Here is a 25,479-nt window from a genome sequence, read left to right on the forward strand (position 1 = left end):
GACAGTCTGTGCGGCTATTTACACAACCCCGCGAACCCGGCGCGGATCTCCTCTTCCGGCAGCTCGATGCCGATAAACACCATTACGCTGTGCGGCTGTTCGTCGCCCCAGGGGCGATCCCAGTCGGCGCTGTACAGGCGCTGCACGCCCTGGAACAGCAGGCGGTTTGGCTCGCCGTCGATCCACAGCATCCCTTTGTAGCGCAGCAGTTTGTCGGCAAACGACAGCAGCAGGTTCTCCATCACCCGGGAAACTTCGCTGATATCCACCGGGTAGTCCAGCTCGACGACAATCGAGGAGACGTCGTTTTGTTTGTCGGCCATAAAGTGGAAACGTGGTTTAGTGGTGACGTTCTCTTCCAGCATAAAGCCGTTGGTGTTGAACAGCTGAGACAGGTCGATATCGCCAAAGGTGACGGTATAGATCGGCGCGCGGGAGTTGATGCGCGTCAGGCGCTCGCGCAGTTTAGCGCTCTCGCCCGCCACGTCGGTTTTGGTCAGCAGAATGCGGTCGGCGTAGCCTACCTGGGACTGGGCGATGGTGAACTGGTTCATCTGGTCGTCGGCGTGCACCGCGTCGACCAGGGCGATCACGCCGTCCAGCAGGTAGCGCTGGCAGAGGATCTCGTGGGAGAAAAAGGTCTGAATAATCGGGCCGGGGTCGGCCATGCCGGTGCACTCAATCACCAGGCGGTCAAAGTCGATCTCACCCCGATCGCGGCTGTCGAGCAGGTCGAGCAGGGCGTCTTCCAGCTCGTTAGAACGGGTGCAGCAGATGCAGCCGTTGGTCAGGGTTTTGATCTGGGTGGCGCGATCGCCGATCAGCTGGTCGTCCACCGAGACTTCACCAAACTCGTTTTCGATAACCGCGATTTTGAAGCCGTGCTGTTCGTTGAGGATGTGGCGCAGCAGGGTGGTTTTGCCCGCGCCGAGAAAGCCGGTGAGTAGGGTAACTGCGATCGGTGTCATGGTTTCTCCTTTAGCAGCAGCGTACGCCGCCTTCGCCACCTCCGCCGTAGCGCGCTTCCTGACGCTCGCGGAAGAATTCGTTATAGGTCATGTAGGGTTTATCCGGATGGTTGGTCTTCATATGCTCAACGTAGTTGTCATAGTCCGGAATGCCAATCAGCATTTTCGCCGCCTGACCGAGGTATTTTTTTGCTTCGCCTAAGTTACCAAACATTGTGGGTTCCAGACAGAAAAGCACCCCTCACCCCGGCCCTCTCCCCAGAGGGGAGAGGGTGGAATCGTCCCCTCTCCCCTTTGGGGAGAGGGTTAGGGTGAGGGGATGTTTGCGGATTAATGGTGTGAAGAGGTCTTCACGCCGCCTTCCGGGACCGGTACGTACGGGGTCTCTTTGTCCGTACGAGCGTCGGCGTTACGCACTTTCATCCAGGTTTTGATGCCGTAGAAGATGATGCTGTAGACCACCACCAGGAACAGAATGCTCAGACCCGCGTTGGTGTAGTTGTTCACCACGATATGGTTCATGTTGGCAATCTGCTGGGCAGTCAGCTCACCGCCGCCGGCGGCAATCTTCTCTTTGTACTGGTTCGCCATGAAGAAGAAGCCTTCCAGCTGCGGGTTGGTGCTGAACAGTTTCAGGCCCAGCGCCCAGGTGGTGCAGAGCAGCAGCCACAGGGCTGGCACCACGGTCACCCAGATGTATCTGGTGCGCTTCATCTTCACCAGCACCACGGTGCCGAGCACCAGGGCTACCGCCGCCAGCATCTGGTTAGAGATACCGAACAGCGGCCACAGGCTCTTCACGCCGCCCAGCGGGTCGACAACGCCCTGATACAGCAGATAACCCCACAGGCCAACGCAGCCCGCCGTGCCCAGGATGCCCGCTACCAGCGAGTCGGTTTTCTTCAGGAACGGCACGAAGTTACCCAGCAGATCCTGCAGCATAAAGCGGCCAGCACGGGTACCGGCGTCCAGCGCGGTGAGGATAAACAGCGCCTCGAACAGAATACCGAAGTGGTACCAGAAGCCCATGTCCGCCCATGGCAGTACTTTGTGGAACACGTGGGCGATACCGACCGCCAGGGTTGGTGCGCCACCGGCACGGTTCAGAACCGAAGGTTCGCCGATGTCTTTCGCGGTCTGCATGATCTGCTCAGGAGAGATCACAAAGCCCCAGGAGCTGACGGTTGCCGCCGCGTGGGCGCTCACGTCTTTCAGCTGCGCCATAATCAGCGCCGCATTGTCCCCGCCCATCTCATGCAGGTTTGGCATGGTGATGCCCAGGCCAGCTGGCGGGGTGTTCATTGCGAAGTAGAGACCCGGCTCGATGATGGACGCCGCCACCAGCGCCATGATGGCCACGAAAGACTCCATCAGCATTGCGCCGTAGCCGATAAACCGCGCGTCGGTTTCGTTCGCCAGCAGTTTAGGCGTGGTGCCGGAAGCAATCAGGGCGTGGAAGCCAGAGACCGCGCCGCAGGCGATGGTGATAAACAGGAACGGGAACAGCGCGCCTTTCCATAGTGGACCGGTACCGTCAACGTACTGGGTCACCGCAGGCATTTTCAGCTCAGGGTTGATGATCACGATACCGATCGCCAGACCGACGATCACCCCGATTTTCAGGAAGGTCGCCAGGTAGTCGCGCGGGGCCAGGATCAGCCATACCGGCAACAGGGCAGAGACAAAGGCGTAGCCAACCAGCACGAAGGTGATGGTGGTGTCTTTAAAGGTCAGCGCCGGGCCCCAGTACGGGTCGTGGGCGATCACGCCGCCGAAGTAAATGGACGCCACCAGCAGCACGATACCGATCACCGACACTTCACCCACGCGGCCAGGACGCAGGAATCGCATGTAGATCCCCATGAACAGCGCAATCGGCACGGTTGAGCAGACGGTGAACACGCCCCACGGGCTTTCCGCCAGCGCTTTCACCACGATCAGCGCCAGCACCGCCAGGATGATGATCATGATCAGGAAACAGCCGAACAGGGCAATGGTGCCCGGCACGCGGCCCATCTCTTCTTTGATCATCTCACCGAGAGACGCGCCGTTACGGCGAGAAGAGATAAACAGCACCATAAAGTCCTGCACGGCACCCGCCAGCACCACGCCCGCGAGCAGCCACAGGGTACCCGGCAGGTAGCCCATCTGCGCCGCCAGAACCGGGCCGACCAGCGGACCCGCGCCAGCAATGGCCGCAAAGTGGTGACCAAACAGCACGTAGCGGTTGGTTGGCACATAGTTCAGGCCGTCATTGTTAATGACCGCCGGGGTCGCGCGGGTCGGGTCGAGTTTCATGACCTTCTGCGCGATGTAGAGACTGTAGTAGCGGTACGCCACCAGATAGACCGACACGGAGGCCACGACGATCCACAGGGCGCTGATGTGCTCACCGCGGCGCAGGGCGACGACGGCCAGACAACAGGCACCGAGGATCCCGAGCAGCAGCCAGGGAACGTGCTTAAGTAGTTTTTTGATATCCATAATAAGACCTGGTTTTTAGATGAAAAAGCGTCAGGGTTCGCTGTGAGAGATGTTGGTTAATGCTGCGGCGATCTTGCCAGAGCCTTGCGCGTGTAAAGGAAGGTAAATCGGTGAGTGGTTATATGGCGGGATGAACGGTCAACAGCGAGGGCGAGTGGTTCAGGCTCGCCGTCGGTGGGGGGAATTGTGTGAAGCGGATCACGCCACTTCAGTCAGATAGGTTTCCAGGGTGGCAACGAACTTCTGCTTTAGCCAGGCGGGTTCCAGCACCTGAATGTTAGGCAGCCAGTAGAAGAGCAGGGGCAGGATCTGGTTTTCATGGGCCGCATGGCAGCGCAGGGTGATCCCGTTTTTGTCTTCCGCCAGAAGTTCCTGGCCGGGCAGCAGATCGCGCCGTTTAAAATAGTGCGCAATGGCGGCGGGAATAAGGACATCCACTTCGAATGTCTCTTCGCTGACCCACGGGTCGGGATTTTTTTCCAGTAATTCGAGAGTGTCGTTATCCGGCGTGAAGGTGTCGCTAAAAATATCCAGCCACTGGATCAGGCTTAAAGAAAACGATTTCAATCTGCCGTCTTCGGTGGCTTGTAAATACCATATGTTCTTTTTGTTAATTACTTTATAAGGATTAACCTGTCGCGTCTTGCCTTTATAGAGGATCTGGCAAACCTGCTGGCTCTTAATCGCCTTTTCAAAGGCTGCGAGCTGGGCGTGGATATCCCATTTTTCTTTTCGCTCGGCATCATTACCGAGGATCATAATATGGTTTTCCTCCGCTCTCGTCCCCAGTTTCTCCCAGAAATCTCGCCCTTTTTCAGGGAAATAATCATCCACATTCAGGAAGTTAGCAATGACATGGTGCAGCCCCTGACCGGCGTGACCCTGCGGGGCATGAATAAGCCGGTACTGCCCGTCTCCGGTGTGCTCCACAATGGGCGAAAGTGCATTCAGATCGCGATAGACGGTGCGCTCTGTAATATTAAATTTATGCATCAATGCCTGGCGGTTAACCGCGCCGTGTAAATGAAGCTCCAGCAGAATATCAACCAACCTTTCAGCCGAGCGACTCCTGGTCGGAATTGTCATATAAGCTTTCCCGTGAACTAAAACATTGCTGTGAATTATGCCGGTGCAGGCTGACAAAATATGTCAGTGCAGGATTCAGCATATAAATTTGTCTTAGGTTATAACGGCCAGGTTTGGGATAAACATTAGGGATTTTTGCAACGAGGGGATAAAAGCGAGGGGCAGATCGGATCCGCCGGGGCAATTTCCCCGGCGCTTAGCGAATTAATGTTCGGGTTCGGAATCGGTGAGGGTTTCCGGTAAGGGGAGTGCTGTGGGGACGTTGAGCCAGTCGGACTTTCCGTAAAACACGGCGTTGATCTGCGTGTGATAGAGCAGATGGGTACGAAAACGCTGGAACAGCTTTTTGTCAGGGGCGAAGTTCGATTGCCAGAACTGGTTCAACGGCCCCTGCCAGGTTAAGCCTTCGATGTCGTACAGCGCTTTGCCCATCACCTTCAGCGGCTTGTTGTGGATCAGCGCCGACAGCCCCGCAGTGCTGTTGACGGTGATCACGCCCCGGGTATGGGTCAGCAGCGCAGGCAGGGAGAGATCGTGGATATAGATCACCCGGCCGGTAATGCCGTACTTTTCGCACAGGGTGTTAATCAGCACGCCATAAAAACGGTGACCACGATCCATCGGGTGGTGTTTGAACACCAGATGGCGCTCCTTCGGCGCGTGGCGGGCAAAAGAGCGGATCACGGTTTCGATATAGTCACGCACGTCTTTAAAGGGGCTGTGGTGAATGATCTGGCTGTCGTTGTAAACCTGCAAAATCGCCAGGTAGTACTCGTTATCCAGCGTCTGGGTGATGTGGCTCAGCATATGGCGCTGCTTCCAGCGATACCACAGCTTGCGGCGACCGGCACGGACCCAGCAGCGCATTTCATACCACGGAGAAAACGACTTGTGGTGGCGGTAGCCGCGATAGCGGTGGCGGCCAAACCAGCCTGCTGCATAGTAGAGCATGGCGTGGGCGGCGCGGTTAAAGGCGCTGGGCTTCCACGGCGTCGGGGCGGGCAGTTCCGGCAGGGGCTGTTCGCGGTAGTATTTCGCGTCGATGGGCATCGAGGAGAACGCGTTCACGCCGCCTTTTTCCAGGGTGATGTAGAACGGACGAAAATAGCCTTCCTCAAAGGCGAGGAAGTCGATGGATTTACTGCGCGCCCACTTTTTCGCTTCGATATGCATCGGACGACAATCGCCGAAGCAGACGATGGTATCGAAGGCGTACTCTTTGTGCAGATCGCGCAGCCAGAAGGCAAAGTTTTTCACCGGGCCGGTGTAGTGCAGCGAGGTCTCTTTCGCGGCATACCAGGCGTCTCCGGCATTAAAACAGACCTGCTTTACTTCGCGATGGCTGTGCTGCAGCCAGGTCGCCAGTCGCGCAAAGCAGGGGCCCATCGGTCCTTGTAACAAAAGATATCGGCGGCCATTTAATAAATGGCGGATAGCTTGCTCTTCCATTTTGTTTCCCAGATCCGTTTGATGAGACAGGTGAGTTAACGGCTTGATGACCGCTTTTCTTAAATTTTTTAAGGATAAAGAGTTTGCTAACGAAGCGTCTGTGCCAGATAGCTCAGTTTGAGCTGCCAGCGTTGCCAGCGGCTGGCTTTTTGCGATGAGGAGTTACCCTGTACGGCCAGCTGGCGAATTAACTGTTCCGGGCTCATCCACAGCCCGCTCTGCCAGTCGATATAGCGCGGATAGGCGACCAGCGTCAGCCAGACCAGCGCCGCCAGGGGCAAGGTGCGCTGGCGGCGCGGGGCAGGGTGCCTGTCTTCAGTCAGCCCCCAGCCGCTGTAGAACGGCTGGCCCCAGGTGGTGACCTTCACCCCCTGCACCAGCGCTTCAAAGCCGCTCAGCGACGTCATGGTGTGCAGCTCGTCCACATGGGGATAAAGGCTGGTGAGGCCCAGATCCAGCACCTGGCTGTCGACGCAGCTGGCCAGGCACGCCTGTGAGATTGCCCCGGCCCGGTTGCCCGCCACCACGTCCGGATGCGGTTTAAACAGGATATGCGCATCCGGCCTTGCAGCGCGTACCGCCCACAGCAGCGCTTCATTGCTGCGAATGACCGGGCTGCCGGTGAGGATCGAGGCATCGCCATCCACCTGGCCCACCACCAGCACAAGCGTTCGGCCGTCGCCGGGCGGGGTAAACGGCTGTACGGTGCCGACGTTGTATTTGCTCACCCCGTGCTGGCGAAGCAGATCCACCAGCGCGCTCCCCCGGGCCAGCTCCTGGTCGGTGAGCTGATGCTGATTAAGCAGTTGCTCCAGCCCGCTGGGACGGCGGCTGTCGAAGTAGATCCCCACCGGGTCGATGGAGAGTGACGACGGGCGACACAGGTTCGAGCCCAGCCCCCGGGAGCGGATAAAGCCATCTTCCACCCGAATAGCGCGCTTAAGTTCAGGATGGCGGCTGCCCCACACCAGCACCTGCTCGTCGGCGGCCAGCTGTTGGGGTAACCTGCGCACAAAGCGCAGTTCTTCAGCCAGCGGCTGGCAGAAGGCGCGCATAAAGGCGCGCTTCCACAGGGAGAAGCCCACCATATAGAGGCGGCGATACTGTGGCGCGGGGTTCTGCTGACCGGCAACGATCTCCAGCACCTGCTCCACTTCGCAGCGCAGGCCCAGGATCGGATCCAGATAGCGCGGGTAAAGGATCAGCGCCGCCGCCGCCAGCTGGGGCAGACTCACCTGCGCCTGACGACGCTCGCAGGTTTTGCTGTCGTGAGTCAGCCCCCAGCCTGCATAAAACGGCATGCCGAAGCAGTACACCGCTTTGCCCAGCAGCAGTGCTTCAAAGCCCATCTGGGAGGAGACGGTGTAGACCGCCTCCACTTCATTCAGCAGGGCGTGGGGATGGCAGTGTTCGGCCACCACGTCCACGTCATCCAGTTCCAGACGCGCCAGCACGCCGCGCTTTTTGCCGAGCCGGGTATCCGGGTGGGTACGCAGCAGCAGGCGGCTGCCGGGATGGTTACGCCGCGCCGCTGCCACCATCTCAACAAAATCTGCTTCGCTCGCCAGCGCGCCGGGGATGGAGAGATCTCCCGCCACCTGGTCAATGAGCAAGACTTTCGGACGCGGGTCGCCGCGCAGACGTGCCGCCAGGGCATCGGGTAAACCGCTGCCCGCCGCATAGCAGTTGTATTTGGTGATGCCGAGGCGCAGCAGTTCAGACATCAGCGCCTCAGCGCGGGCCAGCATCTTGTCGTCGCACGGCGTGGCGATCAGCTGCTCAAGGCGGCTCGGCTGGCGGGCATCGTAGTAAATTCCTACAGGATCGGCGATCAGGGAGACGGCTTTGCCCCCTCTGGCAGGATGGCCAATATACCCGATAAAGCCATCTTCCAGCTGCCAGTACGGCAACCCGAGTTCATGTGCTTTTTGTTTGATCTGGCGGGTATTGGCTTTCTGGCCCCAGCCGACCAGAACATCGTCTTGCGCCAGCTGCATGCTGGCTTTGAAGGCGTGTAACGGGCGGCCCAGCATCGGCTCGAGCTGCGCTTTTCGGGCCAGGATCCCGGCTGAACCTGTATAGAATTTCATTTGCGCTCTGTCAGAAAACGCCCCGCGTCACGGCGGGGCGTGGGACTCAGAAGTACTCTGCGTCAGGGAAGGATTTGGCAACGCTGTCTTTGGCGGAGGTGAGGATCTCGCTGTCGATTGCAGGCCAGGTAATACCAATGGTCTCATCGTTCCAGCGGATGCCGCGGTCGCTCTGTGGCGCATAATAGTTGGTGGTTTTGTACAGGAACTCGGCGGTGTCGCTCAGGGTCATGAAGCCGTGGGCGAAGCCTTCCGGGATCCACAGCTGGCGCTTGTTCTCGCCAGACAGGTGCACACCCACCCACTGACCAAAGGTCGGGGAGCTTTTACGGATATCCACCGCCACGTCGAACACTTCACCGGCCACGCAACGTACCAGTTTGCCCTGCGCATGCGGCGCCAGCTGGTAGTGCAGACCACGCAGAACCCCTTTTGAAGACTTGGAGTGGTTGTCCTGCACGAAGTTTACGCTGCGGCCAATGGCGGCTTCGAACTGCTGGTGGTTAAAGCTTTCGAAGAAGAAGCCACGGTCATCGCCAAACACTTTTGGCTCAAAGATGAAGACGTCGGGAATTGCGGTCTGAATTACGTTCATGATTACGGCCTGATTCTTAAATGGGGCATGACGCCCCAGGGGTTAATAACTATTTGAGCATTTTCAGCAGATATTGCCCGTACGCATTCTTGGCCAGCGGCGCGGCTAATTTGCGCACCTGATCGGCATCGATAAACTTCAGACGGTAGGCAATCTCTTCAGGACAGGCCACTTTCAGCCCCTGGCGGGTTTCGATGGTCTGGATGAAGTTGCTGGCCTCAATCAGGCTCTCATGCGTGCCGGTATCAAGCCAGGCATAACCACGGCCCATCATGGCGACCGACAAATTACCCTGCTCCAGGTAGATGCGGTTCACGTCGGTGATTTCCAGCTCGCCGCGCGGGGACGGTTTCAGGCTTTTGGCAATCTCAACCACGCGGTTGTCGTAGAAGTAGAGCCCGGTTACAGCATAGTTGCTCTTCGGCTCCAGCGGTTTCTCTTCCAGAGAGATCGCCGTACCTTCGCTGTCGAACTCCACCACGCCGTAACGCTCAGGGTCGTGTACGTGATAGGCAAAGACAGTGGCGCCAGCCGGTTTCGCCGCAGCGGCTTCCAGCTGTTTTTGCAGGTCGTGGCCGTAGAAGATGTTATCGCCCAGCACCAGCGCACAGTCGTCGCCGCCGATGAACTCTTCGCCGAGGATAAAGGCCTGAGCCAGACCATCCGGGCTTGGCTGCACTTTGTACTGCAGGTTCAGGCCCCACTGGCTGCCGTCGCCGAGCAGTTGCTCAAAGCGCGGCGTGTCCTGCGGGGTGCTGATGATCAGAATGTCGCGGATACCGGCCAGCATCAGGGTGCTGAGCGGGTAGTAGATCATTGGTTTGTCATAGATTGGCAGCAGCTGCTTGCTGACGGCCATCGTGACCGGATAAAGACGAGTCCCTGACCCACCGGCCAGAATAATACCTTTACGCTTGCTCATAATCCCTTCAATTTCTTCTGTTTGCACTGGAGAGGCGAAACGCCACCCCCGGCATGTGTTTAATTGCTGCAGAGGGAGCTAAAACGCCGCTCCCCGACAAATGTCCATGTCGATAAAACAAGGCATGCATAGCATACCCTGATGCATTTACTTGCCAAGGATTTCAGCAAGCATGCGATCGACGCCGATAGTCCAGTCCGGCAGCGTCAGCCCGAAGGTGCGCTGGAATTTGCTGGTATCGAGACGGGAGTTATGCGGACGTTTAGCCGGCGTCGGGAACGCGCTGGTCGGTACCGCGTTCACCTGAGTCACCGCCAGCTCAACGCCTGCCGCGCGAGCGGTAGCGAACACCCGCTGGGCATAGTCGAACCAGGTGGTGGTGCCGGAGGCGATCAGGTGATAAAGACCGGCAACGTCTGGTTTATCCTGGGCGATACGGATCGCATGCGCCGTGCAGTCGGCCAGCAGCTCTGCCCCGGTCGGCGCACCAAACTGATCGTTAATTACCGACATCTCGCTACGCTCTTTACCAAAGCGCAGCATGGTTTTGGCGAAGTTAGCGCCACGGGCAGCATAGACCCAGCTGGTGCGGAACACCAGGTGACGGGAACAGAGGGCCGCAGCCTGCTCACCCGCCAGCTTGGTTTCGCCGTAGACGTTCAGCGGTGCGGTCTGGTCCGTTTCTACCCACGGCTTTTCACCGCTGCCGTTGAAGACGTAGTCGGTGGAGTAGTGCACCAGCCAGGCGCCCAGCGCTTCGGCTTCTTTAGCGATGGCGGCAACGCTAGTGGCGTTGAGCAGCTCGGCAAAGTCGCGCTCGCTCTCGGCTTTATCCACCGCGGTGTGGGCGGCGGCATTGACGATGACGTCTGGCTTCAGCTGACGTACGGTCTCGGCCACGCCTTCCGGGTTGCTGAAGTCGCCGCAGTAATCGGTGGAGTCAAAATCCACCGCAGTGATACGACCCAGCGGTAACAGGGCACGCTGGAGCTCCCAGCCTACCTGGCCATTTTTGCCGAACAGCAGAATATGCATCAGTTACGCTCCTGGTAGTTCTTCGCGATCCAGTCCTGATAACTGCCGCTTTTCACGTTGTTGACCCACTCTTGGTTATCCAGATACCACTGCACGGTTTTGCGGATGCCGGACTCGAAGGTCTCCTGCGGCTGCCAGTTCAGCTCATGGCTCATTTTGCTGGCATCGATGGCGTAACGGCGGTCGTGGCCCGGACGGTCAGTCACGTAGGCGATCTGGTCGCGGTAGGAACCGGTCTTCGGCACCATCTCGTCGAGCAGGTCGCAGATGGTGTGGACCACGTCCAGGTTCTGCTTCTCGTTATGGCCGCCGATGTTGTAGGTCTCGCCCACCACGCCGGTCGTTACCACGGTGTACAGGGCACGGGCATGGTCTTCAACGTACAGCCAGTCGCGGATCTGATCGCCTTTGCCGTAGACAGGCAGCGCTTTGCCGTCCAGCGCGTTGAGGATCACCAGCGGGATCAGCTTCTCAGGGAAGTGATACGGGCCATAGTTGTTGGAGCAGTTGGTGACGATGGTCGGCAGACCATAGGTACGACGCCACGCGCGCACCAGGTGATCGCTGGAGGCTTTTGACGCAGAGTACGGGCTGCTTGGCGCGTATGGCGTGGTTTCGGTAAAGAGCGGCAGCTCGGTACCGGCGCTCACTTCATCCGGGTGCGGCAGATCGCCATACACTTCGTCGGTAGAGATGTGGTGGAAACGGAACGCCTGCTTGCGGGCTTCATCCAGCTCGCTCCAGTAAGCGCGGGCTGCTTCCAGCAGCGTGTAGGTGCCGACGATGTTGGTTTCGATAAAATCGGCCGGGCCGGTGATGGAGCGATCCACGTGGCTTTCGGCAGCCAGATGCATGACGGCATCCGGTTGATGGGTAGCAAAGACCCGATCCAGCTCTGCACGGTTGCAGATATCCACCTGTTCAAAGGCATAACGGTCGCTTGCTGCGACCCCGGCCAGCGATTCCAGGTTGCCCGCGTAGGTAAGCTTATCAAGGTTGATCACCGCATCCTGAGTATCACGGATGATATGGCGAACAACAGCAGAACCGATAAAACCGGCTCCACCGGTTACAAGGATTTTCATAAGCGATTTTTACTTTTCTGTTGGATGAAATGGTCACCAGAACACAATCAATGCTATCCGTTCAGACCGTGTTTTAGCGTCAGGCAGTTTGAAATACAACGCCTGATGAGCCTGGAAATGATTATTTCCCTTTCCGTCCCGTTTTAATTAATTAACGAGTAGGAATATTCTTTCGCATTTTTCGCCAGCGTCTGACGTTTCTGCCCGGCGTTTACCAGCAGCGCCAGGGTATCGATCCACTTCTGCGGATCGTTATTCAGCAGCACGCCATTGATATTTTGTTCGATAAAGTCACTGTACGGCGCGCAGTTGCTATATACACCCACCGCGCCCATGCGGACGAAATCATAAAATTTTACTGGCCCGCGCGCCATATTAAATTCTGATTCGAGTAACGGTGCCAGACCGATGTCGATCTGGTGGTGCTGGGTGTAATCCAGATAGTTCTGCCAGCTCATGGGATGCAAAACCGTCACGCGCGGCAGGTCGCGGTAGAGCTTATAGATTTCGTGCTCGCCAAAGATCTCGAAACTGGCCTGGGGACACTGGGCCAGCACGCCTGCCATTACCTCACGCAGCCAGTACTTTTCGGCCTGGTGTGAGCTTGAGCCGTGGTAGGCAATTCTCACCGGCTTTTTAACGGCCAGCAACCGCGGCGTGGGTTGCGCGGGCACCACATCGGGGTTGAGATGGGCATATTTGCTGGCCAGATAGGGCGTCGACACCCAGATGGTGTCGCAGTGCGAGGTGATCCAGCGATGCTGGGCCGCAGAGCGTCGGATGATTTTCGTCCGGTAGGCTTTCGGCAGCGCCCCTAGCGCGGACGGGTCGAACAGATCGTCATCCATGAAATAGACAACCTGCGACAGATCGTCGATGTTGCGCGCAATTTCGCGCTGCCACTCGGCGGAGATAAAACGGATGACCACAATGGCCGCCCCTTTATCCACCTCGATAGCGGGCGTGGTTAAGGTATCCACCAGCTGACAGACCGCGCCAGGGAAGCGGCTTCGGATGGCCGCTTCGAAATAGGCCAGCGTCGGGGAATTCCCTTCATGCAAAATCAACAGCGAGCGGCACTCTGTCCAGATGTCCGGTTGCGCCTCGCTGCTTTGCTTATTCAACTTCAGATAGGGTTTGAAGAGTGCCTTTCTGATCAGTTCGTCCATGGCAGCACCACATTAGGAGTATGACTTAACGAGAAATCGGGCCGGTCATAGCTCAGGTTGGGATTGTATGCAGGATCGTGGGTAAGCCGCTGTGCCCAGCGCTTTTTCATGTAACGCAGTTCACCCTGGGAGCGTGCCAGCTGTTCTGGCGTGACGTCTTTGCCGCGGGAGACCGACTCGTGGTGGTACAGCTCGGCAAACGGCGTCCAGACGATCCGCCAGCCTGCCTCGCCAACCCGCAGACAGTAATCCACGTCGTTAAAGGCCACCGGCAGGTTCACTTCATCTAAGCCGTTAAGGGACAAAAAGAGCTGGCGATGGGTAAGCAGGCAGGCCGCCGTCACGGCGGACAGCTCCTGGGCACTCACCGCCCTGCGCTGGTAGCCGGGTTCATCGGCAGCCAGGCCACAGTGAAAATGATCGGCGCAGCCGCCGGGCCCGACGGCATCGCCCGCATGCTGAACGCGGCCATCACCGTAGAAGAGCCTCGCCCCAACAATCCCCACGCCCGGACGCAGCAGGTGAGAGACCATCTCATCCAGCCACAGGGGGCTTATCACTTCGGTGTCGTTGTTGAGCAGGCAGATAAGCTCGCCCGTGGCCTCACGCACCCCGGCGTTGTTGATCGCCGAGTAGTTAAACGGGTGATCCCAGGCAATAACCCGCACCCCGTACTCCCGGGTAATGTGCGCAAAATAGGCCAGCGTATCGGGGTCGTCGCTCTGGTTATCCATCACCATGATTTCAATGTTCGGGTAACGGGTGTGCTGCACCAGGCTTTCAATGCATGGGCGAAGGTGCGCCAGACCATTGCGGGTGGGAATAATCACCGAAACCCGCGGGAGCTGTTCCGGCAGTGGCCAGCGCCAGCGGCAGATGCCATGCGGAGCAGACTCCAGCGTCACCCCAACGGGCAGGTTTTGCAGCTGGCTTGCCAGCGTTTCGTAGCCATCCTGCTGAGGAAGCGCATCCGGGACGTGCATCAGCAGAGCAGGGATGTGCGCAATCTCGTTGGGCGCAAGCTGGTGGGCCAGCTGTAGCCACCCGCGATAGTTTTCGGCTCCGTCCTGCGGGATGGCAGCCGTGCCCTGTTCCCGCCAGAGGCCACTCCAGCCGATATAGTTCTGGCTGTGCAGCAGGGTTTCGTTCCAGTCTGGCTTGAAGTCCGGCGAGTGGCGCTTACCTTTTTCATCCAGCAGATCGTGATCGCCGTAGATCCATTTTGCCTCAGGCGTCTGGCGCAGCTGGTGCGCCAGCCATACCAGAGCGGCAGGCGCGAGTTCCGCCCCAATCGGAATGGCCCACTGCCACTCATCCGCGGGCCTGCCTTCAGTAGAGGGCTGTACCAGCACGGTGATATGCGTAGCCGGATAACAGAGCCCCGCAATGCTGGCGAGCGTGCGCTGGCGCGCTGCCTCATCGCCGCCGTTCACCAGATGCAGGCAGACGCGGGGCAGGTTGCCCCAGCGGGCCAGCAGACGGTCGATCAGGCGGCGTTCACCGGGCTGTACGATATCGAAATTTGCCAGCCAGTGTTCATAGGCGTGCAGCGGCCTGTCGTCGCGGATCTTGCCTACCAGGTCGTAAGCCTGCTGTAAATCGGTAAACCACAGGTGCCAGGAGAGCCCCAGACGCCTGCGCTTTTGCGCATTCAGACGCTGATAAAAAGGCCACACCCGGCGCAGACGGCGCCAGACGCTGTTGGCCGCTGACACCTTTGCAAAACGGGTAATGTTAAGCTGGCATTCTGCTCCTTCGCTGCTGGCGAGCAGCCCCACCTGGCAGGCTCCCACCGGCAGCCAGACCAGCTCCTGCAGGGTGCCACGGCGGGTGATGGGCAGGATCTGCTCATGCCAGACGCCCTGACACTGCCAGCGCAGGCGAGTTTCACCTCGCGGCTGACGGGCACGCAGGGTGCCCTGGATCAGAAACCAGCCCGCGCGCAGTAAAGAAGAGTCTGGCAGCGCCAGAGGGTGCCAGTGGTAATCGCTTTGCATTAGTGGATTCATTACCCGGAAGCGGGGGAGACCCGCTTCTGACTCCTGTCGAAATATGAAAAAACGTAGATTAGCCGATGAGCTTTTTGACGCGCGATGCCAGCCAGGAGTTGCTTTTCTGAGGGCTCTCTTCTGCTGGCAAGGCATCCAGCTGGGCCTGTATCGCGGCCATTTCTGCTTTGACTTTAGGGGCCATGGCCGCCGCCAGCAGGCAGGTCTCGTCGTTGCGATCGTGGGCTTTGAAATAGGCTTTGTGTTTTACGCGCTTGGCCGTAGCGGCGCTGCCGCGCAGGTGCTTGCCGAGCAGGAACTCTTCCAGGGATTTGACCACATAGTGGTTAACCCGTACTCCGTTCCAGATCACTTCTTCGCTGACGCCGTTGCCATGCTTTGGGTGTGAAACCAGATCGTTGCCCAGCGCATCGATATAGCGGCCATAGCGCAGTTCGGCATGATGGGGGTTGTTAAAGAAACTTGCGTTGTTGGGCCTGACGATGCTCTTAAAATTTTTATTGGCATTGAATTGCTGAGGCGCACGCTGGGTAAAGCGCTCGGTCACTAAGCCCTCTTCGGCAAACAGTTCTCCGTTTGAACCAAAGTTAGCCCAGTTAAGGGCGACCGCGCTGACGGAGGGGTCGCTAAACCATTCATCAAGACTCCTGGAGAGGCTTTTCTCAGGATCGAGTGGCACCAGGAACTCGTCGGCATCAATAAAGGCCAGTAAATCAATATCTGTGCTGCAACTGCGTAAAATACGTTCATAAGCGGGAAGCTGCGGCTTTTGTTCCCCGATGGTAGGAAAGTCCAGCACAGTCACTATGCCCAGTCTTTCCAGCCCATCAAGAAAAGCTCGCGAACCATCATTACTGCCATTATCCGCAATAATAAACCCGCTTACCCCTACGACCCTGTGGTATGCAATCCACTCAAGCAGGGCTTCCATTTCGTTTTTTATAATTGCGGCGACAAATAATTTCAAAATGCATTCTCAATTAAAAAATGTGTGACAGTATTAACTGTACGCATTGCTAATGAAGAGGGGAATAACCCCTCTTTTTCAGGGCATTTCAATCTGAGCCAAATAGATCGCGGGTATAAACCTTATCTGCGACGTCAGCTAAGTCGCGAGCCATCCGGTTACAGAGAATCACATCGCTGATTTCCTTGAATTCTTCGAGGTCGCGAATGACCCGGGAATTATAGAAGGTTTCTTCATTGATGGTTGGTTCAAAGACGACGACCTCAATTCCTTTCGCTTTTATCCGCTTCATGATCCCCTGAATCGCGGAGGAGCGGAAGTTATCAGAACCGGCTTTCATGACCAGGCGATGGATACCCACTACCCTAGGCTGACGGGCGATTACGCTGTCGGCAATAAAATCCTTACGAGTCGTATTCGCATCGACAATGGCGCGGATCAGGTTGTTAGGCACTTCCTGATAGTTTGCTAACAGCTGCTTGGTATCTTTCGGCAGACAGTAGCCGCCATAGCCAAACGAAGGGTTGTTATAATGCGTGCCAATACGCGGATCCAGACCAATGCCTTCAATAATCTGACGACTATCTAACCCATGCGACTGAGCGTAGGTATCCAGCTCGTTAAAATAGGCAACTCGCATGGCGAGGTAGGTATTTGCAAACAGCTTAATAGCTTCGGCTTCGGTACTACCGGTTAACAGTACCTGTACATCCTGCTTAATGGCACCTTCTTTGAGCAAGTCGGCAAAACGCTGCGCACGCTCGCTGCATTCACCTACCACAATACGTGATGGATACAGGTTGTCATAAAGCGCGCGTCCTTCGCGCAAGAACTCTGGGGAGAAAATCAGATTCTCGGTGCCAAACTCCTGGCGCATGCGTTCGGTAAAGCCCACCGGGATAGTGGACTTGATGACCATAACCGCGTGCGGGTTAATGCTCATGACATCGCGAATAACGGCTTCAACGGTGCTTGTGTTGAAGTAGTTGGTCTTAGGATCGTAATCGGTCGGCGTGGCGATAATGACAAACTCAGCATCCTGATAGGCTTCGACTTTGTCCAGCGTAGCCCGGAGATTAAGAGGCTTATTAGCTAAGTAGTCTTCAAGCTCTTTATCAGCGATGGGGGACTGGCGTTGGTTGATTTTTTCGACTTTTTCGGGCACTACATCAAGTGCAATGACTTGATGATGCTGAGATAATAGTACGGCGTTTGACAGGCCGACATAACCAGTTCCGACAATAGTAATTTTCATTAGATCACTTATTTTGTTATGATTAATTATTGTTCTAATTTAATTAAAGAATGGATAAATTCTAAAAATTCCTCAGTATTAATCTCCCAAGCTCTATGCCTTTTGGGTTTATCAAAGTCTATAGATGTTCCAAAGAAGACGTTTAAATTCAATTTTTTCATAGATGAGATTAATAAATCATCCGGGAGATAAAAGTTAGGAGGGGCACAAATAACAACATTTGTAGATTGAGCTGAGAAAGCTGAAAGATACATTTGACTACCAACAGGGCCAACGATAATCTTTGCGCTTTTCATAATAGACAATTGTTGTTCAATACCTATCTTTTCTGGTGAAATGATATCAAACCCTATACCTTTCAATTTATGTTCAAGTTCATGTTCATTGGTTAAAGGTCTGTCAGGGACATTAGCTCGGCTTAGATAAACGTAATTTTTATTATCTTTACAATTTTCGGCCAAATCCATTAAAGTATCATAAACTTCGGCTTGATATTCTGATCCCCAATGATGGGTTTTGTAAGAAATATCGGGGACAAAAATCCTCTGTAGAATAGCATGTTTTGGAGAAAACACTATATTACTAAGATTAATACCGAATTTTTCTAACAAGCTCAAAGCATATGGTTTGATCGAATCTTCATATATAATATATTTTAGTTTTGTCTTTATATGATCAGGGATATATTTTAAAGCCCATAATCTGGAAAGACCTTCAACAAGAAAATGACCAAAATGATGATGAATACTGCCTATGAAGTAATAATCACCATATAATATAGTTGGGGATTCCAATGCTTCGCTAGATAAAAAATATTCACCGTTTTCATTGTTAATTAAATTTCGAGGGAGCGTGTTTGAGCCATCCAAAACACCAAGCGAAGCATTTAATATTGAGTAGTTCCCTGTCAGTAATAACTGTCCAGAATCATGATAAACAGAGTCTCTGTTTTCAATTCGACCACCAAATATATGTGCGTTATGTAAATTATTTAAAACTATTGGTTGAAATCGGTTTGTATGTATTTTGTTCCAAATACTGCCTTTAGTCCAAACATCTGGAACCATTATTGCTAAAGCTTTTCTCTTATACTCATCAGGTACATGCGGCACCGTATTTACGAAATTACAATTATCAATAGATGTAGATAAGGGTAATCCAAAGACGAATGACACATCTTGTTTGCTAGAAAAAAACTCTGATAAATCTGTTACAGTTGGCAAATTATCGATTTTATTGCAAACAATTTTATTCATATGACACCACAGACATGAACTTACTTCCATATTGGCAATGCAAAAATTGTTTATACAAGGAAGTGTATTGCTCGCTCATCCAATTAGTTGTATTGGTTGCGCCAGTGCTTTCTTGCCAAAGATTTAATTTCTCAACTTTGTCATTATAATCTTGATGATTCTTAAGTACGTTTATTATGAAAGATTTACACTCTTGAGCACTGATATCGCTTTTGACTAGCCAACCTGCACCAGAATTTTTGATTCGGTTACCGACAGCTCCTAATTCAATGCCTAATACTGGAGTACCCGCAGCCCACATTTCTGTAAGAGTATGACAGAAGGTTTCAGGCCATAAAGAAAGCACCACACCTAAATGGGGTTTTATTTCTTTTATCTTTTCAACAATATCATCACGTGTATATGTTCCATGATGTATGCCGACGCCATTGAGTTCTGATGCAACCTTACCTAAAAAATGGAACTCAAGTTTGTTTTGCTTATCCTGTGAAATTATTTGCTTAATAAGTAAAGCACCTTTTGCAACAGAAATATTGCCAGGAACTATCACTCTTATTTTTTCTGGGCTGGAATCAAGCATTTCCGCACGATACATCTGGATGAAATCTCTACCATGAGGAATAACATGAAATTTCTCCTCAATGTGCGGAAATATCTTACATATTTGTTCTTTTGCCGAATCATCAGTGGTAATTACAGCATCACAATACGACAAGAAGTTTTTAAACTGCTCACGCCATCTATAAATATAATTATTTTTTAAGTTTGTTATTTCACCATCTTCCCATAATGCAATTTTACAATCTTTTCCTTTGTTGTTGCATGTGCCTGCGCAATATTCACCAGATTCATTACTAAGCGTGACCGTCGGGCAAATGGAGTAAAAATCATGCATTGAATAAATTACAGGGATGTTCATTGATTTGGCAATATAAGGAAGGTTCAAACTATGCCAGGCAATATGTCTAATATGTAGCAGCTCTATTTTATGTTTGAATAATATATCAGCAACAATGATATCATATTCTTCAGACCGGTGTTCTAAGGCATTAATTGAAACGCCTAATTGGACTTCTTCGATACTGTGTAATTCTCCATCAACTAATTTTGAAAGATAAATCACTGACTTGTCGCATCTCAATAAATAGCAACTATATTTATGCGATATGGCACGCATTAAATCTAAATTTGTTTGAGGTGTGCCACCTGTAGTTGTTGAAATTACAAATAAAGCTCTTGGTAATACTATGCTATCTTTTTGTAATACCGACCTGATATTTGAGCGCAAAAGATGGAATTCAACATCATGGAATCGTGTCGTTAACTTTTTATATTCTGGATAATCTGAGCGCAGTTGTCTGGCTCCGTCTTCCATAAGTTTAATTTTGTCATCTTTAAAACTTTGGCTTCTTTTATGATAAACAAAAGCTTTATCACAGATTAAATTATTCCAACCGGCGCGAAATGCTCTCATACATAAATCATTTTCTTCCCCATAGCCGATTGGATATTTAACCTCATCGAAGACTCCAAATTTATTAAGGAAGTCCCTTCTGATATAGAAGCAAAATCCATTTCCAGTTGGAACTGAAATATTATTTCCTGATGTGTTTTGTGTAATTAAACGTGCATGTTCTTCATATGTTAATCCAGATTTGATTTCATTATATTGCCCTATATCAGGAACAGAAAATGCACCTGAGTTATCTGAAAGAGCAGTAACAGTTGCTACCTGATTTCTTGAATAGGCAACATATTTTAAAGAATCTAACCAGCGATGAGTAGTTACAGTATCGCTATTCAATAAAACAATATCATTTTCATTGCTCAATGAAATTGCTTTGTTTACTGTTTTAGTATAACCAAGGTTTACTTTGTTAGTTACATGCATGAAACCGTATTTTTTATTGAATTCTTGAAGGAGGCCAGAAATTCTTTCATCTGGGCTGCAATCATCAATCATCAATACTTGCACATCATTATTCAATGTTTTAACTAAGGAATTCAAACAATCTTCTACGGCTTCGTATGCATTATATATAGGTATTACTACAGTTATTTTCCTAATTTTCTGAGAGTTAAGTGCATCTATATAACGAGAGCTAAAGACGTTTTTTTGATATTCACTTTTATAGGTTCTATTGCTTTTATTAAGCGATACGGAAGTACCGGAGAATTTTAAATCAATAATAGAACCATTTTTGATAATACCATCTTGGAATGTGAGTGTGAATCCAGCACATTCACCAGGAAGACCTTTCCTTATAAGATCACCTCGCTTCTTATCAGTCTTGATCTTCATTAAGAAAATATCATTAATATACACATCTATCTGAACAGGTTTTCCTGGCTGCATCTCATCTATAGCCCAGCCACGTAGTTCAGTTGTTGAAAGCGCATCAAAATAACCGCGACAACTTGTAGTGCTTTTTAGCTGTTTAGTCTCGTTGCTTTTAGTTGAAATGCTTTTATTATTATTGCTATCAATTAACTTACATAGATCAACTAAATTTGAGATGACATTATAGTTTTCGATCTGAAAAGTATTTGATGGTTTTCTTTTAAGATAAAAACCATACTTAATATAGTGTTCAATTGGCTCAATACCTGTTTTAACTACATCTGGATATTCTTTAGAATACCAAGTTGGATCAACTAAACCAATTGAGGATACTTTATTTAATAAATTTGAATAACTCATTGTCTCGTCCATTAATAACTGATCCTTCGGTTCTCTTTAACACCAAAAGTAATATAATGCTCCAAAGGGTTAATACCCTTTTCCTTCACATCAGGATGAAGTTTTAGATATAATTCGTTTGAGAACTTTATGGATGGATCTCTATTTTCAAACCCGCCAAATAATAAATAATGTCTGGCGGGATCAATACCTGATTTTTTAACATCTGGATTTTTAGATAAATACCATTCTGCGTCGAAATATTTTGATTCTCTAATTAGTTTAATAGTTTCATTAAGCTTTTTATTGCTTTTTTCTTTTTTTGTTTTAACCGGATGGCTTAATGCACGTATAGGTGCTGTTGCTTTCCAGGAGAAACTATTTTTTATTTTCTCATGTTTCTCATTTGCAATAATAAGTTTTGCTTGTAGATTTGAAATTTCTGTATTTGCCTTCTCCAGCATATCAGTGATGACAGCTAGTTCATTAAATCGGCAATTTAATGATTTTTTACTTTTGCTAAGCTGCATGCTTAATTCTTTGATTCGATTCTCAGAATTAGTTATGACAGAATTCTTCAAATTGATCTCAGCTTCGAGATTATCTAAAATGTTACGACCATCAGATATTTCTTTTTTCAACTCTTGATTGTGTTCAATGACTTTTATTGTGTCTCTTTTTAGTTCGACTTCATGCAGTTCGACAATTTTACTAAGTTGAGAATTTTTTAAGCTTTCACTTTGCTGTAAATTTTGGCTGTCTTTTAACATTAATGTAAGAGTTGCAATCTCATTGAATCTTAGATTAATATTTTCTTTTAAAGAGGTAACTTTATTTTCGTTGCTTTCCAGGTTTGACAATACGCTTATTGCCGATAATAGTATTTCATTTGATGCTAAAGCAAATGTGCTCTTTTTTATCGGTTTTAAACCCATTGGTCGTAAAGAAATACCATCCAAAAATTCTAAGGTGCGCCAATATTTTTTACCCCATAAAAATAAAATCCCCAAGTAGATGTTGAGATTATTTTTGCAATTGGCATTAGAGTTGTTTTTTATATTTTCCGTTGGGTTTGTAACATGTTTCAAAACTGATTCTAAGGTTATAACACTTTTATTAAAAAGTATAATGTGTCTTTTTGTTTTCTTTATAATAGATAAAATGTTCTGTTGTTCTTTATTCCAATTATCGAATATGCTTGTGTCATTATTTTTTGTGTTTTGTAAGTTGCTCCATGGATAATCATATTGCCATATAAACGTGTCATTTTCAGTGGACACTTTAATCTGAGATATTAATTCTTCAGGAGATACAAAATGTATATTATGATTGCTGTGCTGATCTAACTTCATCTCTGAAGAGCCATATATATATATGTTCACCAGATTTCCTCATTTTTAATTAACTCTATTCAAAATTAAATGCATCTATAATATTAGCTTTAGCAGAATAGAATTTTATATAGGTTATCTATTTTCACTTCTTTATTTGGTTCAAAAAAATGTTTGTAAGATTAGCTATCGTTTTTTTGCATGAATGTAAAGTCCTTATGAGTTAAATATCCATGAGTAATATTGACATGCTATTGGATTATTGTCTTTTTGTTGCTTATAAAGCCTATAAAAAGTGAACTTAATAAATTAACATCCACTTTTATTTATATCCTGGATTTATATTAAAAGAATTTATCATAAGTGTAATTAATCCTGATGCTCACGCAGGGTAGCTATACCCATCACAATCAGGCCATACAGGAGGCACAACAGAACCCCTGTGGTCAGTAGGTTATAAAGACGACGTGGATACTCGGCGTCTTCAGCCAGCGTTGGTTGGCTGATGACCAGTAGGTGCTTAAGCTTGCGATACGCTTCTACGCGAGCCTGCTCCAGACTAATAAGTCCGGATTTATACAGATCAGCAGCCAGGGTCGCCTGGGTTTGCACATCCATATAACGAGCCGTCACTTCGTTCATCGCATCTTTGTCGGCACCCGTAAGACGGGATTGCTCCTGAGCCAGTTGCTGCGTTAAGGCATCAACTCTTGCCTGTACAGAAACAACCGCAGGAGCGGTTTCTTTCATATAGCTTTGCAGCTGTTTTAACTGGGCCTGTTGCTGTGCCAGTTGAGCTTCAATCTGACTTACCACACCGAGGCGGGCACTGCTTGTCGATTCCGGGCTGATCAAATGATGGTTATTTTGAAAGTCCAGTACTTTGGCTTTTTCCGTCTGTACACGCTGATATGCGCGATCGACTTCTTTTTCGACGAAGGCCAGCTGTTCCAGTGCTACCTGATGACCTAATTTATTGATAAAGCGGTCTGATTCCTGAAGCATCAATGCAACGACCCGCTGACCATAGGCAGGATCAAAGGCCTGTAGCTCGATTGTCAGCACGCCGGATAGCTCGTCCAGATGTAATGACAGGTGTTGACGATAATATTTGATAAACTCTTCCCGGGTCACATTATCCGGCAGACGAGAGAAGTAATCGATGTCGTGGCTCTGATAATGAGCTTTCAGGCCCAGCTCCTTATCGAGCTTGTTGAGCAGGTCGGGGGATTTAAGATAATCCTGGATGATCAGTATATCTTCATGGTTACTGCCTCCAATTCCCAGCATTGAAAGGGCATCAGGCAGCATCTTTATTTGATCCGCCTGCTTAACTACCAGCTCGGCCCGGCTAACATAGCGGTCGGACACAATGACGCAAAAATAAAGCGCTGCAATAGCAAAACAAACTACTACCCATAAAAAACTGCCGAGCTTAAGGCTCTTTTTCCATGAACGGTGGGCAAGCTTAAAACCGCTGGAGTCGACAATGAAATGTTTCGGTTTAGTTTTTAATTTGTTTAGCTTACGCATCAAACCGGAGGATTTGTTAGAGCGGGTTGGTTGAATCATGATTTTGACTTGTTATAGTTTCTGGTAAATACGGATGGCATCTTCGATATCGTCGAACAACTCAAGGGTGCTGTCACGCAGCAAAATACCCATATCGCATTGTTGACGTAGGTTTTTCATGTCGTGCGACACCATGATTAAGCTGGCTGTCTCGCGTTTCTGATTAAAAACATCAATACATTTTTGTTTAAAGCGGGCGTCACCGACGGACATAATTTCGTCGGTCAAATAGATATCAAAATCAAAAGCCATACTCACAGCAAAGGAGAATTTTGATCTCATCCCGCTGGAATAACCTTTAATCGGTAACTCAAAATGTTGACCAATTTCCGAGAATTCCTTTACCCACTCCTCAATAGCCTGGGTATCGCGTACGCCATGAATTCGGCAGACAAAACGTGTGTTTTCGCGTCCTGTCATACTGCCCTGGAAGCCGCCGTTAAGTGCCAAAGGCCATGAGACTCGACAGTGACGTGTCAGTTTTCCTTTGCTAGGCATATCCATTCCACCCAACAAGCGCAGCAAAGTTGATTTACCTGCTCCGTTGACCCCTAAAATACCGATATTGCGGTCACGGGGTAATGTGATGCTCACGTCGCGTAAAACGTAGTTTCGACCAAATTTGGTGGGGTAATACTTCGAGACGTTATCCAGAATGATCATGCTTATTCTACTTTAGCTGGCAATCAGGCGACGATGACTCAGGCGATAACAGCTCATCGCGAACGTCAGTAGTACTAACGTCACAGCCGAAAAATACATCCCGCTGACATTTGGGCTTGCATAGCCGGAGATCCAGCTGCTTCGTATTAGCTCAACGGCATGAACTAACGGGTTCCACAAAAACCAGTGTTGATAATTTGACGGTATGGTCGCGAGAGGGTACATCACGCAGGAGATAAACATCAGTGGCATCATGAGTAAGCTAAGGAATTTATCAGCTTCTTTGAATAAATTACCCAATACGCAAAAAACAATGCCCAGCGAGAACGAAAAAATCATTAACAGGAAATAGATAAGAACAACCTCTAAAGGATCGCTGGGGATTGCATCAAAACCAAACCACAGTAGCCCTAACACCAGTACGCATCCCACAACCATGCCAATTACCGTTTCGAGAATGAAACGGGAAACAAATGTCGCGAAGGGGGTGACTTGCCTGTAGCAAAACAATCCCTTGTTTGCATTAACAGCCGATTGCAGTTTGCTTACCACATTTCTGAAAAAGAGAAAGGGCAGGTAGCTTGCCGTAATAAATAGAGGTGCCGGCGCTCCACCGAAACCACTATGACCGCGCATACCAAAAATCAAACTAAACGCGCCAATCATCAACAACGGATCCAACAGCGCCCAGGCATATCCCAGCCGATAACTGCCAAATCTCGTTTTCAGTTCACGAATAAGCAGGCCAAACGTCACATCGCGCAGCACCTGGAACGAGCTGCGGGGCGTTTGATTGAGAACAGGTTTAAGCATAAGAAGGCCGATGTAACAGAACGGGCCCGCGATGGGGCGAGCCCGCTTTG

General features: G+C 50.7%; 20 protein-coding genes. All 20 read right to left on the reverse strand.

All coding sequences use genetic code 11. The features are described from left to right. Nucleotides 1-14: 14 nt before the first annotated feature. Nucleotides 15-968 (reverse strand): GTPase, encoded by a 954-nt coding sequence (yjiA, locus tag NB069_RS02685; protein WP_250587525.1) that lies wholly within the window; start codon nt 966-968, stop codon nt 15-17. A 10-nt stretch (nt 969-978) separates the two neighbouring features. Continuing rightward, a complete protein-coding gene (locus tag NB069_RS02690) occupies nt 979-1,182 on the reverse strand; it encodes a YbdD/YjiX family protein (protein WP_032616354.1) in 204 nt (67 codons plus the stop codon). Between the two features lie 116 nt (nt 1,183-1,298). Beyond that, on the reverse strand, nt 1,299-3,452 hold the full coding sequence (locus NB069_RS02695; protein ID WP_250587527.1) for a carbon starvation CstA family protein: 2,154 nt from the start codon (nt 3,450-3,452) through the stop codon (nt 1,299-1,301). A 198-nt stretch (nt 3,453-3,650) separates the two neighbouring features. Beyond that, nucleotides 3,651-4,538, reverse strand: a complete 888-nt coding sequence (locus NB069_RS02700; RefSeq protein ID WP_250589442.1) for a helix-turn-helix transcriptional regulator — start codon at nt 4,536-4,538, stop codon at nt 3,651-3,653. A gap of 204 nt (nt 4,539-4,742) precedes the next feature. Then, the gene (locus NB069_RS02705) at nt 4,743-5,987 is read right to left on the reverse strand and encodes a capsule biosynthesis protein (protein ID WP_250587529.1); all 1,245 of its coding nucleotides are present in this window, start codon (nt 5,985-5,987) and stop codon (nt 4,743-4,745) included. An 86-nt stretch (nt 5,988-6,073) separates the two neighbouring features. Next, a complete protein-coding gene (locus NB069_RS02710) occupies nt 6,074-8,077 on the reverse strand; it encodes a capsular polysaccharide biosynthesis protein (protein WP_250587530.1) in 2,004 nt (667 codons plus the stop codon). 46 nt (nt 8,078-8,123) lie between these two features. Continuing rightward, nucleotides 8,124-8,672, reverse strand: coding sequence for a dTDP-4-dehydrorhamnose 3,5-epimerase (gene rfbC, locus NB069_RS02715; RefSeq protein ID WP_250587531.1), 549 nt, complete (start codon nt 8,670-8,672; stop codon nt 8,124-8,126). 49 nt (nt 8,673-8,721) lie between these two features. After that, complete coding sequence (gene rfbA, locus NB069_RS02720; protein WP_113382952.1) at nt 8,722-9,594, reverse strand: glucose-1-phosphate thymidylyltransferase RfbA; 873 nt, start codon at nt 9,592-9,594, stop codon at nt 8,722-8,724. A 147-nt stretch (nt 9,595-9,741) separates the two neighbouring features. Further along, nucleotides 9,742-10,629 carry a dTDP-4-dehydrorhamnose reductase gene (gene rfbD, locus NB069_RS02725; protein WP_250587533.1) on the reverse strand — a complete coding sequence of 296 codons (888 nt, stop codon included), beginning with the start codon at nt 10,627-10,629 and terminating at the stop codon, nt 9,742-9,744. Then, nucleotides 10,629-11,714 carry a dTDP-glucose 4,6-dehydratase gene (gene rfbB / locus NB069_RS02730; protein WP_250587535.1) on the reverse strand — a complete coding sequence of 362 codons (1,086 nt, stop codon included), beginning with the start codon at nt 11,712-11,714 and terminating at the stop codon, nt 10,629-10,631. Before rfbB ends, rfbD begins: the two co-directional genes overlap by 1 nt. A 143-nt stretch (nt 11,715-11,857) precedes the next feature. Beyond that, nucleotides 11,858-12,883, reverse strand: coding sequence for a glycosyltransferase family 1 protein (locus NB069_RS02735; RefSeq protein WP_250587537.1), 1,026 nt, complete (start codon nt 12,881-12,883; stop codon nt 11,858-11,860). After that, nucleotides 12,871-14,880 carry a glycosyltransferase family 2 protein gene (locus NB069_RS02740; protein WP_250587539.1) on the reverse strand — a complete coding sequence of 670 codons (2,010 nt, stop codon included), beginning with the start codon at nt 14,878-14,880 and terminating at the stop codon, nt 12,871-12,873. Before NB069_RS02740 ends, NB069_RS02735 begins: the two co-directional genes overlap by 13 nt. Nucleotides 14,881-14,950: 70 nt before the next feature. Then, the gene (locus NB069_RS02745) at nt 14,951-15,859 is read right to left on the reverse strand and encodes a glycosyltransferase family 2 protein (protein ID WP_250587540.1); all 909 of its coding nucleotides are present in this window, start codon (nt 15,857-15,859) and stop codon (nt 14,951-14,953) included. 88 nt (nt 15,860-15,947) lie between these two features. Further along, nucleotides 15,948-17,114 carry a nucleotide sugar dehydrogenase gene (locus tag NB069_RS02750; RefSeq protein WP_250587542.1) on the reverse strand — a complete coding sequence of 389 codons (1,167 nt, stop codon included), beginning with the start codon at nt 17,112-17,114 and terminating at the stop codon, nt 15,948-15,950. 26 nt (nt 17,115-17,140) lie between these two features. Next, nucleotides 17,141-18,370 (reverse strand): glycosyltransferase family 61 protein, encoded by a 1,230-nt coding sequence (locus NB069_RS02755; RefSeq protein ID WP_250587544.1) that lies wholly within the window; start codon nt 18,368-18,370, stop codon nt 17,141-17,143. Continuing rightward, the gene (locus NB069_RS02760; protein ID WP_250587546.1) at nt 18,363-21,083 is read right to left on the reverse strand and encodes a glycosyltransferase; all 2,721 of its coding nucleotides are present in this window, start codon (nt 21,081-21,083) and stop codon (nt 18,363-18,365) included. The genes NB069_RS02755 and NB069_RS02760 overlap by 8 nt, the downstream gene beginning before the upstream one ends. Continuing rightward, complete coding sequence (locus tag NB069_RS02765; protein WP_250587548.1) at nt 21,083-22,432, reverse strand: hypothetical protein; 1,350 nt, start codon at nt 22,430-22,432, stop codon at nt 21,083-21,085. The genes NB069_RS02760 and NB069_RS02765 overlap by 1 nt, the downstream gene beginning before the upstream one ends. Nucleotides 22,433-22,750: 318 nt before the next feature. Further along, nucleotides 22,751-23,953 carry a sugar transporter gene (locus NB069_RS02770; protein WP_250587550.1) on the reverse strand — a complete coding sequence of 401 codons (1,203 nt, stop codon included), beginning with the start codon at nt 23,951-23,953 and terminating at the stop codon, nt 22,751-22,753. Between the two features lie 12 nt (nt 23,954-23,965). Next, entirely contained in the window at nt 23,966-24,616 is a 651-nt protein-coding gene (locus tag NB069_RS02775) for an ABC transporter ATP-binding protein (RefSeq protein WP_250587552.1), read from the reverse strand. Between the two features lie 12 nt (nt 24,617-24,628). Continuing rightward, a complete protein-coding gene (locus NB069_RS02780) occupies nt 24,629-25,429 on the reverse strand; it encodes an ABC transporter permease (RefSeq protein ID WP_250587554.1) in 801 nt (266 codons plus the stop codon). Nucleotides 25,430-25,479 lie beyond the last annotated feature (50 nt).

Origin of the sequence: Leclercia adecarboxylata (assembly GCF_023639785.1) — a bacterium.
In the GTDB taxonomy this organism is placed as follows: Bacteria; Pseudomonadota; Gammaproteobacteria; order Enterobacterales; family Enterobacteriaceae; genus Enterobacter; species Enterobacter adecarboxylatus_D.